We start from the raw sequence: 14,943 nt of genomic DNA on the forward strand, positions 1-14,943 counted from the left end.
ACCGCCAATTTCTAAAATTGACGGTTTTGATATATAATTTGTGTGTAGAAATTACTTTCTTGGATAGCGTAAATCTTGTCCATTTATAGTATAATCAAATGCTTTGTTTCCGTCAGAATCATAGATAGTTAAAAGTAAAACACGTTCACTACGTTTTCCTGAAACTTCAATGATTCCAAAATTTCGGTTGTAAAATGTTTTGTCTTTTACTTGTAGCGTATTGCCTTCGTCTCTTGGAGAATGTGTTCCTGCGGTTAACGGAGAACAAGTAATATCAATTAACGGATACGCATCAGTACGTTCCAAACGAGAAATCTCTGTATGATGTCTGTCACCACTTAAAAAGAGAACACCTTCAATTTTAGCTTCGTGTAAACGATTAAATAATTCTGCACGTTCAGTCGGATACGTTGCATAGTTTTCAAATTTAGCAACATCACTTACCACTTGTCCGCCATTTATAACAATTTTGAACGTAGCTCTACTTGTCGTTAATGCATCAATCAACCAATTGAGTTGTTGTTTTCCTAAGTAGTCTTTGTCTTTATTTGGATCTCTATTGGAAGCACGATGATAGCGATCGTCTAACATAAAAAATTCAACGTCATTCCAAGCAAAATGTTGGGTAACGCCACCATTTCCAGCGGCATTTGTATTTAGATTTCCCCAGTATTCGTTAAATGTCTTCTCCGTTATTTTTTTATTTACATAACTACGATCGGCGTCATTTGGACCAAAATCATGATCGTCCCAAGTTGCGTAATGATGTACACTTCCTAGCAATGCTTGTAATTCTGGCGTAGTGCGTGTATGTCTGTACCGATGACGAATGCCTGTATTTGTCATAAAATCAGGTGTTCGTAAATACATATTATCACCAATCCATAACATTAAATCGGGATTTTTTGCCAATATAGAATTGAAAATCTGATATTTATCTCCGTATGGTTTTGGACGATCGTCTTTTGTTTCGTTGATGAAACTACACGAACCCAATGCAATTTTAAAATCTGGCGGATCCGTTCTAAATTGCCATAATGCTTGTGTTTGAAATTCTAGCTTGTAATCTCTAGACACATATACATCATTGATGTAGAGCTTGTATGTGTATGTTTTTCCATATTCAACTTCATTTGGTGTTAACTTCGCAATCAAATCACCATCAAGAGTTGTTTGTATTGTTTTTGTAAATTTTTCGGTTTCACCAGTAGTAAAATAACCAATTTTCACTGAAGCTGGCTTTGTAGTTTGCACCCAAATTAACGCTTCTCTAAAATCGGAATACCCAACCATTGGACCAGATTGTAACAAAGATTCTTGTGCAAAGCTTACAAAAGAACACAATACAAAAAGGCATGACAATACTATATTTTTTATCATATGAATTAAGTTAAAGTGCAAATTTCAACATAAAAAAGTACTTTCAGATGAAATCTAGGTTATTACTTATGAACAATCTATTCAAAATTATTTCTATTTTAGATCTCGGTATATGACGTTTCTTTACATACCAAAAAACAGTTTAAAAAAATTAAACAAATGGAACCTCTATTTTTTTCAGGAATTCTCTGTTATGTATTTTTTGGATTTTTATTCTTACTAGGTGCTTGCGGATTATTTCGGTTAGCATTGCGCAAGCCAACTGGTATTGTTACCGATGACGGAATAACAAGTAATGGTAATGAAGTGGGTTTTATTCCTTGGGAATTCATCACTGGTTTTAAAATTGAAGAAGGAATAAATTTTACTGCGATTGTCATTATGCTAACTAAGCAAGAAAGATTCTTGAAAGACAAAAGCAATATTTTCACGAAAATAATGCATGTTAACGTAAAACGATTTGGAAGTCCGATAGTACTTTCTGAGTCACTATTTCATGTTTCATTAGAAAAAGTAAAGATGAGTTTAGAAGATTAGTATGAATATAAAAATCCATGCTAATTTTTAATCGTATTCACTATAAAATACTGATTATTAGGTTATAGTAAATGTGAAATGTGTAATTTTTAACATAAAATAGTCGAAAATGTTAATGATTTTATAAATTTTGTCTTTACAGTCTCATATTCTTTATCCTACAATTCTTTATCATTATATTTATAAAAACAAAAAAAAATAATCATGAAAAAGAAAAATTTTAAATTAGCATTAGGAAAAAAAAGAATCTCAAGTTTAACATCTGATGAGTTAACAGGAGGAACACGAACATCTGACTTATGTTCAGTATTTTGTTCATTACAAGGTGGATGTGGAACAACAGGGCCAGCACCAACAGATGACGATGCTTCGGCATGTAAGTGCCTTTAAGTATAACGCACATAAAAAATTGCTAAAAGCGAACTTCGGTTCGCTTTTTTTATGTCTTAAAAGTATCAAACAATAATCTGAAAATATCTTCAAGTAAAAGTCTTACAACTTCCAAAAAGCAGTTGCTTTTTCAACTTTCATCATTTCAAATAGTTACGTTACGTTTTAAAAATCATGCTTAAATCATACTGCATTTTACACGTAAGTTCTATCATTCAATAAGTAGTATAAAATCAAGATTTTCTCCTAAAAGCACCTTTTTAAAAAGGGTAAAAACACCATATCATAAAAAGGAATTTCACACCTGTTTCTCCATTGCTGACGATATAATTTTACAAAATCATTTTAATAAAATTCATACCAAATGGAAAACACAGTAATTATCAATTCTATTGGAAATGCGACTCCAAGCGCATCCAAAGTACTATCGGACGCTTTAAAAGTTCCGCAAGATTACATCTTAAAACTATTGTACAACGCACCTTCTATCTTATTTCAAAAAGTAGACGAAGAAACCGCTCAAAAAGCAGAAAACACACTTACAAAATTAGGCTTAGATGTTTCTATTTATACAGAAGAAGATACGGTCGATTTAACAACGGAGTTAGTTGATATCAGCGTGAGTTTAGACGCTATATTGATGTTGCCAAAAGTAACAGCGCAACTTGCTACATTTTTAGGATGTAAGCAATCAGAAGTATTAACTTTAATGCTAAACGAACCAAGTATTGTACTTGGAAATGTATCTGTTGCTACGGCAAAAGCATTGCAAAAACGTACAGATGCAAATGTGCATTATTCAAATCCTCGAAAAGATGCATACACAATCTTAATTAGTAAAAAGGCTGAAAATACGCAGTTACGAAACATCGAAAAGGTTTTAAAAGTAAAAGCAAAAGAAACGGATGATGCATACGTAATTGAAAATGTATCCTATGATAATTCTCAATTATTATGGCGACAACACCAATCAAATAAAGCCGTAAAACTGATCAATCAAAGTCATCAACTTGTAACAGTAATGTTAGAAGATTTTGATGTTTCAAACGAAGCACATGCCACGTTTTTGGTTGAAAAAGTAGGAATGCCAAAAGAAATTTTAGAAGATGTGCATGCGGCACTTCCAATTGTATTGTTTGAAAATACAAATAGAAAAAATGCTACAGCAGTTGTTACTGATTGTTCTTCAATTGGATTAACAACAACTATTGAAAAAGATTTCAACTTTAAGAAAAGACTACAAGTTCAAGACATTGAAGATGTAGAAAAAGTAGCAACCATTCTCGGACAATTTATCGCCAAAGAAGAACTGCCAAAAGCTGGTGCAACAAGCTGGATAAGCAAAGAGGAAGTTCCTCCATTAATTGCTAGATATCTCTTAGCACAATTAGAACAACTAACGTGTAACCCTGAAATCATCAATTAATATGGAAACAAATATGTTACACTACAGAATTGCTGAACGTGGAAAAATACATGCTTTAGACAAAAATCATAAAGAAGCATTACGTCACTACAAAGAAGCAATGAAATTGGCTCAGCAAGGAGAAGATAGCGAATTGTTTTACCAACATTACAGTCAATGTGTAATGGAATCGTTGGAACTCTCAGGAGCGCATGATCAGGTAATATCGTTTTGCGAAAACTATCGTTCGTTCTTGCAAGAAAAAGAACAAGATGTTTTAGTAAGGAAACACAATGGATTTGTTAGTGAACGTCAAGCAATTCAGCATGTACTAAAAGAAGAACCTGAAGAAGCAAAAGAGCTATTACAAGAAGTTCAAAAAGACCTTGGAAAAGGCAAACAACCAATTACAGACGAACTTTTAGGTTGGTTACAAAGAGGATACAAAGTCAATAGAGATCAATTAACACGATTACAAAAAAAACATAATTATTTCATTGTGAGAAAAGAATCAGTCAATCCAAAAATTGCCATGGATTTGCCTGAAGGCGTTTCTCCTTTCTAACACTTAAAACTCGAAACAAAAAATGGCAGACATTAAAACATTTGATCAAGGATCAAAAATACTACAAAACGTAGACGTGAGTAGTATGGTAACAGCGCTCGCTCTGGGAATTGCAGAGGCTCAAGAGCGACTCGACACGAACTCGGTATCACAGCTCATAAGGCTTTCAGAAAGTAAAGTAGCTGGGAAATCATTACTAGAACTAGGATTTCAACCTGCATTTTACGCGTTTGATTATGCTGATATTTCGGCACAAATAAGCTTAAAAATGGCAGTCAAAGAAGAAGTTGAAGTTGACTTTAGTTTAGCTGTTGATTACAAAAACAACAAAACTTTTGACCAAAACTTTTTTGATGATTTAAAAGACAGCAAAAAAGAATCGTTAAGTCAGTATTCCAAAACACAAAAAGACATCTCGTTAGAAGCCAAAACTTCTAAAGATATTAGCATCAACGAAAAAACGTTTAAAGTTCACAAAGAAGAAGGTTCGTATTCTAAAATAGAAAAAACGAAAGAACAAATGCGTGATGAATCGAAAGAGCTTCGTGTAGAAAGTGTAATCAAAGACGAAAAAGTACTTGATAATATCACAGCGACAGAAGTGTATATTGCAAAAGAAGGTGGATATGTAGTTATTAGAGAACCTTATATTCATACAGATATTGAAGGGTTACTAAAATTAGATGCAACGTATGTACCGACTTCAAGTTCATCAATTCCACAAATCACAATCAAAACAGGAAGTCCAGCTAAGAAATTTAATAAAGAAGTTGATTTTACAACAACACTAGGGAATGCAAGAACTTTAAATGGTGGAACTGTAGTTGGAATCAATTCAACAGGAATTTATAGAGTTGCAGGTAAAAAAGTATTTGAATTCTATTTTGGGTGGGATAAATTTGATATTGATTATACCTATTCTACAGGAGTCAAAGCTGATGCAACTAATAAGGATGACATGACCGTATTAGCAATGTTGCTCAAAAGAGATACAACACTAAATGTAACAGTTAAAGGATTTACAGATGGAAGTGGAAGTACAAGTCAAGCAAATACAGATTATAACCAAAAACTTGGGCAAAAAAGAGCGGATGCTTTCAGAAGCGAATTAAGCAAAATAGCAGGTGTAACATTTACAAATACGCGTGTGAAAACTGAAACAGAAGGTGAGTCTTTAGCAAGTGGGAGTACAACAAAAGATGCAGCTATTCGTAAAATTACAGTTGAATTTCCAGCGAGTTCACCAGATTACATCTTATTTAATGGTGGGCAAATAGGTCTTTCGGCAAGTCCACAAACGAATAGTTCTCCAGATTACTTTGTATATGTAGCAGCTGATAACACGCCAACGCCAGCAAATACAAAAGTTGTTTTTACATACGGAGGTGATACGTATACGTTACGAGAAGGGAATACAAATCATTTATCTTTTTCGGGAAGTAGTAGCGCAAAGCACGGAAAGTTATTCATGGAAAAAGTAAATGAAACGTATTACGTATTACATGAAGAAACGAAGATCAATTACTTTATTCATTCCAAAGAAAACAAAGAAGTAGATGTAAAAGTGAATAATGAGTCTTCTACCACAATGGATAAAGAATCAACAGAAATTTATGTTGGTGAAACGGAAAATGAATTTTCTAAACTAAAGAAATCTTCTCAAGATTTTAAAGGAGATCGTTCGTTGGCAATTAGTGGTTCGTTAGATGTACGATATGCACGACAGTTTAACATGTCTGTAGAAGGAAATGCTTCGGTGTCAGCCAGAATGATTTCAGTACCGCCACCAACAGCGTTAGAAAACTACATTCAATCGTTAACAAATACCACAACTTCAAACTAATTATTGATGAGTACAACGCCTAAAGTAATCCAACAAATTACCAATGCTCCATTGCCGATGATGTTAGAAAAGCTCGGAATGTCAATTGCCAATGCGCAATCGGCGTTAGATGCAAACTCTATTCGGTTGGCAAATGAATTGGCAGCGGTAAAAATTAATATAGGTGATGAAGAATATAATTTATTAAGCCTTGGTTTTGCACCAACATTTTATGCTTTTACAGAAGCTTCTGTAGAAATGAAAATGGAATTTTCTATGGCTGAATCTGAAAGCTACGGAGGCGCATTAGGATTCAGCTTTGGAAAAGGCAGTAGCTCAAACAACAGTTCGAGCGGTAGCAATAGCAATACTTCAGGTACTACTACGAGTTCTAATAGTGCAAGCAACGATTCCACCTCTACACAAATGTTTGGAGTTTCTATATCAGCACATTATGCACGTAAATATTCTACATCGGCAGAAGGCTCATCATCAATTGCGGCAAAAATAGTTTCATTGCCAGCACCTGATATTTATTTTGAAATACTAAAATCAACAATAGATAAATAAAAATAACAATTTTAAAAAAAACAAAAATTATGTTTCATAAAAATCCAGAAATAGGGCAAGAGTTACTAAATGTACCTATGGGAGAAATGATTGAGAAAATGGCAACATCTATTGCCAATGCACAAATGGCGTTAGACTCTAACTCAATCGAAGTAGCAGAAATGATGGGCGGATTAAGTCCTGTCAAATCTACCATTAACGGAAAAGAATTTATCAACTTCAAAGACAGTCGTGTATTTTTCGGAAAGGAAAAATTACAATTATCAGATGCTGTCGAATTATACAATTCAAACACAGATCAAGCGTATAGAGCATCTATTGAATCTAAACTTCAAGCTGGAGAAACAGAACCAGCTTTCGATAGACCAATAGTGAAAGTTACTGGAGATCCAAAAACTAACACTACAAAATTTACACCTGATAATGAAAAAAATGCGGGTGTATATTATAGACATGTAACCTCAGGACAATCTCCAACTACTACGTTTTATAAATATGATTCAGAAAATAGTGTATATGTTGAGTTAAATGGTGATCCAGGAAAGGAAATACCAGTTGCAATTGCTGGGAAAAAAATGTTAGTGCCAGGTACACCAGAAAGAACAGTATTTCTTCCACAACGTTTATCCATGTTAGAACTTGGTTTTTCGCCAACATTCTATCAATTTGTTGATACAATTATCAAAGTTGCGATCACAATCAAGTTTACGAGAGAAGGTTCGTCTTCGTATGAATACAAAAGAAATTCAAAAAGTACGGACAGAAGTATTGGTTTTAGCTGGAGAAGAGGTTTAAAAGCCAATAATACAGTAACTACTACGCAAGTCAATGCAAATTTTTCTCAGAAATATAGCTATTCCGCAGAAGGCTCAAGTTTGTTACAAACGAAACTCGTTCCAATCCCGCCACCAGCGGCATTAGAAGAGCGTGTTCAACAGCAAATGGCAATTGCTAGAGAAGAAGGAGAAAACTAGTATTCATGGGAAGAATTACCAGAGAAATACAAAATGCACCCTTACCCGAGATGATCAAGTCTCTGGGTATAGGGATTGCAGAAGCGCAACGAGCTTTGGATAGAGTTTCTATGGATTTGGCAAAAGAACTTGTAAATACAAAAGTAGAAATGGGCGGAGAAGAATATAGCCTATTGTCTTTAGGCTTTACACCAACATTTTACCAATTTGTAGATACATTTTTTGAATGTAAAATGTCTGTTTCCATGATGGAATCAAGAGAATTTGGAGCTTCCGTATCTGTAAGTGGAGGATTTAGTGTCGGATTTGCGGCTGTAAGTGCTTCCGTTTCGGCTAGCTATTCACAAAAATATCAATACTCTGCAGAAGCAAGTTCATTAGTCAGAACCAAATTAGTAACCGTTCCAAATCCACCAGTATTTGAACAACGTTTACAAGCAATGATTCAAGCTGAATTGGATAGTAAAAAACCGATATAAATATCAAATTCTAATACCAAATATATACACATGGCTAAGCATTGGAAAAGTTTTGTTAAGAAAGAAGAAACTCCAAAGAAGGAAAACGAAGAACTTGTAGAAATTACTTCGCTACTTTCTCCAGAAGGAAAGAAAACAGACAAATCATTAGAAGATGTAGCCGAATTTAACTCAAACTTAAAGTCATTAATTGAAGAGCAAAAACAGCTTGAAGATCAAATGGCAACATTGACTGGTAAGAAGAAAGATTCGAATGTAGATAAAAGGTATCAGAATGACATAAAAACGATTGATCAAAAGAAGAAAGAAGAACAAACTGCAACAGCAAAGCGACAAAAACGAAAAGAAAGCCATCGAAAAAAGCATGATGATCGTTGGAATGTGGAACCATCTTTTACTCCGAAAAAGAAAGATATTGCACACGTTCCTTCAATTTCTGAGAAAAGCAAAAAAGCAAAAATTGATAGCGATTTTTTACGCAAAAAGAAAGCTTCTAAGCCAGTTTCAAGTATTCCAAAACCTCAAAAGAAGGTAGACAAACCGAGAACAATCGTATCAAAAAAGAAGAAGCCAACAACAATTATTCAGTATGGTGAAAAAGTTCAAAAAGAGAACACACTTGTTGACAATTTTACGAAGATACGAAAGAAGTCAACAACAGGAATTCCTGTAAAAACAGTAAAAAAGCCAACAACGCAAAAACCAAAAAGGCACGAAAAAACACTGTTAAAAAATATAGGAAAACGGAAAACAACAGCTGTAATTTCTAAAAAGAAAAAACCAGTTGCAACAATTTCGGATTCTATAAAAAAAGGCACGAAAAGCGTAACTTCTTTCATCAATAATTCAGTTCAGAAAAAGCAACTTGAAGCATTACAACCAATTGTGAAAGCCGCTTCTAAAAAGATTGAATTAGTTAATACGACCGCTAAAAAAGTAACGAAAGTTGCAAAAACGGTTCGGAAAGTTCAAAAAACTGGAAACGATGTACAGAAAGGAATTGAAAAAGTAACATCTGTTGCAAAATCACCTGCATTGCAAAAAGTGAGCAAAGGTGTATTAAAAGCAACAGGAATTGTTAATAAAGTTGGAAAGAATCTGAACAAAGTAACCAATACGATCAACACGGTTCAAAAAACTGGAAATGAGCTACAAACTGGAATCGAAAAAGTAACTTCTGTTGTAAAATCTTCAGAATTGAAAAAAGTAAGCAACGGTTTGTCTCAAGGAATTGGAATCGTAAATAAAGTTGGAAAGAAACTGAATAAAGTTGACAAGTTATTCAATACCGCAACTAAGCAGTTAGACAAAACTCAAAAGGTTGCGAAACTGTTTGATAGAAAGCTAAAAGCGGTTGATTTTATTAGTATTAATGATAAAAAAAACACGAATGGTTTCGATTTTGATTTTTTGCAAAACAAACAAACAAAAAAAGAAGAAACACACGGTTTTGATGTCGGGAATAAAAAGCTAGCTATTAATCTTGATACGATAAAAAGCATCAAGAAAGATGTAGACGGCTTGAAAAATGTCAAAAAGAAAAAAGACAGTTTCTCATTTTAAAAATATACACAATGAGCACAGTAAATAACGCATTAACGCTAAAGCAAATACTATTAGGAATTTCCGATAGTTTAAACGAGGCACAAAATCATCTCAGGAATGTAAAACCTTACGATGAATTTGGTAGACCGAATACTTTATATACATTACCATACTTAGACTTTAATTTGCAAGTAGAAGCAGAGTTTGAAAAAGAAACGAGTACGGAAACACAAACTTCTCAAAGTCCAGAATCGCTTCCATATTCGCGAGCATACAATAAAGGATATGAACGTGCATTGGCTTTTAAACCTGTTGCGAACACAACAACAGATACAAAAGCAACCAACAAAGTAACGAGTACAATTTCTGGACGATTTGTAGCAGTTGTTCCCAATGAAGGATTGCCGCAAATGATTATCAATGCAACGCCCAAGCAAACGTCAAATATTCATATATATGATATCGATGTTGAGGTTTTTAACGCTGCAGGCGAAAAGATATCAGACGCGTTGGTTGAGTTTAATTACCATCAAACAAAAACTGAGTTATTAAATCCTAATGCGACATTAGGTCATGGAACTTCGTTCTTAAACACAAGCGAAATTAGAACAGATGCCAATGGTAAAGCAAAAACACAAGTGACAGTTGATGCTGTTGATTTTGCAAACGGACATATTTTAATTATCGAAGTAAATGTAGGAAATGTGCTCACTAAAATCTCAATTCAAAAATAAGTCATGGCAGTCAATATAAATAGTATTCAGTTTAAACATCTGTTATATGATGTAGCTAATAAACCTGCAAAAACGGTTAAAGTACAAATACAGTTTTACAACGTACATACAAAATCATGGTTGTCATTAACAGATGATATTCCTTTATTAAACGGAAAATTAGTGCATGCAGTAACAATTCCTTCTAGGATTTCTACAAAGAATCAAACCATACGTGTTGTCCGTGAAGTATTAAAATCTGGCGGAACACCATCATTCAGAATTATAAAAGTAAATGATCAAAATAGACTTCCTGAAGTTGTTACAACAACATTTGAAGCAATAATTGAAGCAGATACGAATCTAACAATAGATTTTAGTAAAAGTTGGTTGTTGCATACAGACAAATTTATCTCAAAAGGTGATCATTTGGTTGTTGCTTCACAAGTTTCTATGTTTGAATTAACGGATGAAATTCGCGTTATCAAAGAAGAAAAAGAGAATGTAATGGCACAACTTACAGGGCTAAATGAAGCTGTTGCTAATTTGTCTAACGAACGTGAATTACTTCAAAATGATATTCAAAATAGCACACAAGAAGTTGCTAACTTAAATGTGAGTTTGGAAACCGTAAAAACCAATCTTGCAACCGAAAGAACACTTAGACAAACACTTGAAACAAACCAGGCTACGTTAGAAACACAACTGCAAGCACAACGCGATCAAATTGAAGCAATGGAAGTTGTGAGCGTAGGCAACAATAACTTTGAAGTATTATACAACGATTTGCAACAACAAGTTTCAGACATCAGCATAGATAAAAGTAACTTACAACAACAAGTTTCAAATATTACTACAGAAAGAGATAATTTAAATCAAGAAAAAGCATCGTTTTTAGCAAGTATTGATGTATTGAAAGAAGCGGTTAAAAAAGAAAAGTTAATTGTTGAAACCAAAGATGTGGAGTTACAAGCCAAGCAGACATTGATAAAATCGTTAGAACGTAAAACTGTAACCTTGGAAAGACAATTAGAAGAAGCTACAGATTTTAAAGTAACCGAACATCCAAACAAACTATCGGCAAGTAAAGTGTACGGTAGTATTGTAAATGATGTCATAAAAGCGGATGAAGAACTGATTAATTCACGTTATAAATTGGCAAATGTTTCTTTAAATCTTAAAACAACTGTAGAAAAAGGTCCAGAAGGAACGATATTCGGTTTGTTAGATTTTGAAACTGCAAAAGACATCAACAGTGCAGCTATAAGTGATATAAGTATTGATATTGTTCCAAATGCCACGACTGTGACTGATGAAGGTCAAAAAATGCCAAACATTTTAGGATTAACCGAAACGGCTGTTCGAAAAATATTGCTCAATAACGGGTTAAAACTAGATGCGGTTTATCATCCAACAAATGATGATCATTTAATTGTAGGACAATCATTCAAGCAATCGCCAGCGGCAGATACAAGTATAACAGAAGGACAAGAAGTAATAGTAATTTTCGCAAAACCAATAAACTAAAAAAATTATGTCAAGCAATTCATATGATTACGTAAAAGATGCCTTCGCGGCGCCATTAGGAGATTTTATTGCCGCTATTGGAGAAGGTGTTGGCGAAGCGCAAGCCGCACTTGATGAAGGTTCGCTACGGCAAACATTAGATATATACAATAGTGATCCGGATAAAGGTTCGGAAACCTTAAAAATGTTACGAGAAGTAGGGTATCAACCAACATTTTATACGATTCCAAAAACGACTGCAAAAGCAAAAATTTCATTGTCAATATCACAACAAAGTACAGGAAGTACCAGTCAAAATAGTCGCGCATTTCGACCAAAAATGTATGCAACACCTGTAAATGCTTCCAATACGAATAAATACAATTTAGGATTAAATGCTACAGCGGAAATTCAATTTGATATAGTTCCAGTGCCACCAACAGATGCACAAATCATTCGTTTTTTACCGAATGTTATTGAAAAAACAGGAACGGATTCAGACGGAAACGAAGCAACTGAAAAAAGAACTTTTGCAGAAATAAAAACACTATTAGCAGAATATGGTTTAGGATTCACATTTGCTGAATCTGTTGATGAAGAAACCATCACAGACGAATCAACCTTTACCAGCCAGCTTCCAGCATTTGATACAGACAAACCACGTCTGATCCGTGCGGATGATGTAATTATTTTGGAGTAATTACATATTTATTAAAATGATTAGTTATGTAAAAACCTTAACCGTTTGTGTTAGGGTTTTTATGTTTTAATTTCATGCAAAAAAGGTGTTTATCCCTGTAGATAAGAGGTGAAAAGCTTACTTAGTTGATAAGAATAAGAATTATTTTTAACTGTAACTATTGTAAATCTTCAAAATAAGCCACTGATGAAAGCTCCAATTGCAACTACCAAAGCAGCACCAAAAAAGAAACGTCAGCAATCGTTCATAAAACCAAGTGGAACAAATGATTTCATTGGAGAATCTAAAGAAGCGTCTTTTATTCAAGCAAAATTAGCCATTGGTCAGTCAAATGATAGATATGAAAAAGAAGCGGATGCTATGGGCGAAAAAATCGTTAATAAAAGCAAAAAAGATGCAATTCAGAATGTCATTTCAACAAATCAAATAAAACCAAATTTACAACGAAAAAAAGAAGAGGAAAAGGAAGAAATAAGTCAAGTTCAGTTAAAACCGTCAAGCAATGGCAATGCAACTCCATCAGCATCATTTGAATCTACCTTACAAACTACGAAAGGAAGTGGATCTTCGTTATCAAATCCTTTAAAAACAGAAATGGAAGCTGGATTTGGGAGAAATTTCAATACTGTAAAAATTCATACAGATGCGAAAGCTATACAAATGAGTCGCGATATTGGCGCAAAAGCTTTCACCAACGGAAACAATATTTATTTCAATAACAATACATACAATCCAACTTCAACTTCAGGGAAACGATTGTTAGCACACGAATTGACGCATGTTGTACAGCAAAAAAGTAGCGAAACTACCATTCAGAAAGACGGCGATCCAACGGCAACAACACATACGCCAAACACATTACAAACACAAGCAACAATAAATGCTGTGCCAGCGTTGGGCGGACAATTGATCAAAACAAACCCGATGTTGACAACACGAGTTGGTCCGCCAGGAAGTTTTCAAGATGTATTTTTAATCATTGGACCAACCACTAAAATTAATGCCATTGGTGCGGCATTATTACCATTTTGGAATACCGCAAAACCATTTACACCAGAAGGATCTACAACACCAAATATCACAACTCCATTAACTGCTACTGAATTGGCAAAAGGATTATTAGTATTTAACAGATATAAATTAGCAATTCCACCAGCGGCAGTTCCGCCAGCAATGACCAATTGGAAAATAGGAATGCGTTTTCCTTTGCCCATACGAATTGATACAACAACAAATGAAGGCGTATTACATCCGTTAATCATAAGAAATTTGGCAAGTTCGTTTGATGCTTCATGGAGCGACTTATTAGATGAATTACCAAAAATTTTAACCAATATAACACCTGCAAATTTACGACAACAAGCACAGGACTTTTTAGACACAACACCAAATTTACTTTCAAGAGGTATAGCTTTAATGGCAAAAGCGACTCAAAACGCAGTAGCAAACGAACAATTTATTTTGGAAGTCTTTAATTTGGTAGGAAGTGGAGCATTTGACCTAGCATTGGAGTTTATGAAACATACGGTAAATAGAGATATTACATTAGTAGCAAACCAAGAATCGGGAGCGCGAATTTTAGCTAAAATTACAGCTTCATTAGCAACTGTACCTAGTGGTTTAGACACAAGCAGACAAGCTAGTTTGCAAAGAGCCCAGCATATGTTAGGTTTGGTAAGTAGTGTACAAGCTGAACCATTAACAGAGTGGAGCGCCACTTCACGAGATGAACGTAAAGTATATGTGATGCGATTGCTGATTGATAATTATAATTTCCCCATAAACGGCGCCGCTGGTTTGGTAGGAAACCTTTATAGCGAATCGGGCGTGCTTCCAAGTAGGGTAGAAGGTAGTGCAATAACAACTCCGATGCGTGCGCGGAATTTTTCAGGAAGAACCACAGATTTCACGCCAGAACAAATTATGAATAGAAGTTATAGCGGAAGAACTGGCCCTAAAAAACCAGGTGTTGGTTTAGCACAATGGACAACAGCAAACAGGCGAGAAGGTTTATTTCAGCATAGTTTTAGAGGAAGACAAGATGGCGAGAATATAGTATTTAATATGGAAGCACAAGTTGATTATTTGGTAACCGAACTTATAGGGACGTATAATAGAGTATATACGGTTATTACTGCTACAGGTGTTTCGGTTAATGATGCCAGTGATGAGGTGATTTATAATTTTGAAATTCCAGGGGCTATTTTATCTGGAGGAGCGAAACTTCCAAGATCAAATCCAAATGTGCAAACTGTTTTTGGTCATAGAAGAAGCAATTCTAGTAGTGCATTAGATGCATATAATGATTCACTTTAGAGCATTAGAAGCTGAGTTATTTAGTGTTATTGTTAGCTTTT

General features: G+C 34.4%; 14 protein-coding genes. 13 read left to right on the forward strand and 1 reads right to left on the reverse strand.

Going from position 1 to position 14,943, the window contains the following annotated elements:
• Positions 1-51: 51 nt before the first annotated feature.
• Positions 52-1,380, reverse strand: coding sequence for an alkaline phosphatase D family protein (locus ACQ654_RS20790; RefSeq protein ID WP_430412264.1), 1,329 nt, complete (start codon positions 1,378-1,380; stop codon positions 52-54).
• A 159-nt stretch (positions 1,381-1,539) separates the two neighbouring features.
• Here ACQ654_RS20790 and ACQ654_RS20795 point away from each other — a divergent pair, with 159 nt between their 5' ends.
• The 13 genes from ACQ654_RS20795 (at position 1,540) to ACQ654_RS20855 (ending at position 14,902) form a co-directional block, all read left to right on the forward strand.
• Entirely contained in the window at positions 1,540-1,917 is a 378-nt protein-coding gene (locus tag ACQ654_RS20795) for an STM3941 family protein (RefSeq protein ID WP_430412265.1), read from the forward strand.
• A 204-nt stretch (positions 1,918-2,121) separates the two neighbouring features.
• Positions 2,122-2,307 (forward strand): hypothetical protein, encoded by a 186-nt coding sequence (locus ACQ654_RS20800; RefSeq protein ID WP_430412266.1) that lies wholly within the window; start codon positions 2,122-2,124, stop codon positions 2,305-2,307.
• A 364-nt stretch (positions 2,308-2,671) separates the two neighbouring features.
• Entirely contained in the window at positions 2,672-3,733 is a 1,062-nt protein-coding gene (locus ACQ654_RS20805; protein WP_430412267.1) for a hypothetical protein, read from the forward strand.
• 1 nt (position 3,734) lies between these two features.
• Positions 3,735-4,277, forward strand: a complete 543-nt coding sequence (locus ACQ654_RS20810) for a hypothetical protein (RefSeq protein ID WP_430412268.1) — start codon at positions 3,735-3,737, stop codon at positions 4,275-4,277.
• Between the two features lie 22 nt (positions 4,278-4,299).
• Positions 4,300-6,120, forward strand: a complete 1,821-nt coding sequence (locus ACQ654_RS20815) for an OmpA family protein (RefSeq protein ID WP_430412269.1) — start codon at positions 4,300-4,302, stop codon at positions 6,118-6,120.
• 6 nt (positions 6,121-6,126) lie between these two features.
• Positions 6,127-6,669, forward strand: coding sequence for a hypothetical protein (locus ACQ654_RS20820; RefSeq protein WP_430412270.1), 543 nt, complete (start codon positions 6,127-6,129; stop codon positions 6,667-6,669).
• Positions 6,670-6,698: 29 nt separating this feature from the next.
• Positions 6,699-7,643 (forward strand): hypothetical protein, encoded by a 945-nt coding sequence (locus ACQ654_RS20825; RefSeq protein WP_430412271.1) that lies wholly within the window; start codon positions 6,699-6,701, stop codon positions 7,641-7,643.
• A gap of 5 nt (positions 7,644-7,648) precedes the next feature.
• Complete coding sequence (locus ACQ654_RS20830) at positions 7,649-8,122, forward strand: hypothetical protein (RefSeq protein WP_430412272.1); 474 nt, start codon at positions 7,649-7,651, stop codon at positions 8,120-8,122.
• Between the two features lie 30 nt (positions 8,123-8,152).
• Positions 8,153-9,685 carry a hypothetical protein gene (locus ACQ654_RS20835; protein ID WP_430412273.1) on the forward strand — a complete coding sequence of 511 codons (1,533 nt, stop codon included), beginning with the start codon at positions 8,153-8,155 and terminating at the stop codon, positions 9,683-9,685.
• Between the two features lie 11 nt (positions 9,686-9,696).
• Positions 9,697-10,401 (forward strand): hypothetical protein, encoded by a 705-nt coding sequence (locus tag ACQ654_RS20840; RefSeq protein WP_430412274.1) that lies wholly within the window; start codon positions 9,697-9,699, stop codon positions 10,399-10,401.
• Positions 10,402-10,404: 3 nt separating this feature from the next.
• Entirely contained in the window at positions 10,405-11,907 is a 1,503-nt protein-coding gene (locus tag ACQ654_RS20845; protein WP_430412275.1) for a PASTA domain-containing protein, read from the forward strand.
• A gap of 7 nt (positions 11,908-11,914) precedes the next feature.
• Positions 11,915-12,586 carry a hypothetical protein gene (locus tag ACQ654_RS20850; RefSeq protein WP_430412276.1) on the forward strand — a complete coding sequence of 224 codons (672 nt, stop codon included), beginning with the start codon at positions 11,915-11,917 and terminating at the stop codon, positions 12,584-12,586.
• Between the two features lie 186 nt (positions 12,587-12,772).
• On the forward strand, positions 12,773-14,902 hold the full coding sequence (locus ACQ654_RS20855) for a phage tail tip lysozyme (protein ID WP_430412277.1): 2,130 nt from the start codon (positions 12,773-12,775) through the stop codon (positions 14,900-14,902).
• The last annotated feature ends 41 nt before the right edge of the window (positions 14,903-14,943 follow it).

The sequence above is a fragment of the Kordia sp. genome (genome assembly GCF_965283645.1).
GTDB lineage: Bacteria > Bacteroidota > Bacteroidia > Flavobacteriales > Flavobacteriaceae > Kordia.

What these genes read in the sequence shown, in the direction of transcription:
- ACQ654_RS20790 (WP_430412264.1), bottom strand. Translation starts at nt 1,380, where the DNA reads ATGATAAAAAATATAGTATTGTCATGCCTTTTTGTATTGTGTTCTTTT.
- ACQ654_RS20795 (WP_430412265.1), top strand. Translation starts at nt 1,540, where the DNA reads ATGGAACCTCTATTTTTTTCAGGAATTCTCTGTTATGTATTTTTTGGA.
- ACQ654_RS20800 (WP_430412266.1), top strand. Translation starts at nt 2,122, where the DNA reads ATGAAAAAGAAAAATTTTAAATTAGCATTAGGAAAAAAAAGAATCTCA.
- ACQ654_RS20805 (WP_430412267.1), top strand. Translation starts at nt 2,672, where the DNA reads ATGGAAAACACAGTAATTATCAATTCTATTGGAAATGCGACTCCAAGC.
- ACQ654_RS20810 (WP_430412268.1), top strand. Translation starts at nt 3,735, where the DNA reads ATGGAAACAAATATGTTACACTACAGAATTGCTGAACGTGGAAAAATA.
- ACQ654_RS20815 (WP_430412269.1), top strand. Translation starts at nt 4,300, where the DNA reads ATGGCAGACATTAAAACATTTGATCAAGGATCAAAAATACTACAAAAC.
- ACQ654_RS20820 (WP_430412270.1), top strand. Translation starts at nt 6,127, where the DNA reads ATGAGTACAACGCCTAAAGTAATCCAACAAATTACCAATGCTCCATTG.
- ACQ654_RS20825 (WP_430412271.1), top strand. Translation starts at nt 6,699, where the DNA reads ATGTTTCATAAAAATCCAGAAATAGGGCAAGAGTTACTAAATGTACCT.
- ACQ654_RS20830 (WP_430412272.1), top strand. Translation starts at nt 7,649, where the DNA reads ATGGGAAGAATTACCAGAGAAATACAAAATGCACCCTTACCCGAGATG.
- ACQ654_RS20835 (WP_430412273.1), top strand. Translation starts at nt 8,153, where the DNA reads ATGGCTAAGCATTGGAAAAGTTTTGTTAAGAAAGAAGAAACTCCAAAG.
- ACQ654_RS20840 (WP_430412274.1), top strand. Translation starts at nt 9,697, where the DNA reads ATGAGCACAGTAAATAACGCATTAACGCTAAAGCAAATACTATTAGGA.
- ACQ654_RS20845 (WP_430412275.1), top strand. Translation starts at nt 10,405, where the DNA reads ATGGCAGTCAATATAAATAGTATTCAGTTTAAACATCTGTTATATGAT.
- ACQ654_RS20850 (WP_430412276.1), top strand. Translation starts at nt 11,915, where the DNA reads ATGTCAAGCAATTCATATGATTACGTAAAAGATGCCTTCGCGGCGCCA.
- ACQ654_RS20855 (WP_430412277.1), top strand. Translation starts at nt 12,773, where the DNA reads ATGAAAGCTCCAATTGCAACTACCAAAGCAGCACCAAAAAAGAAACGT.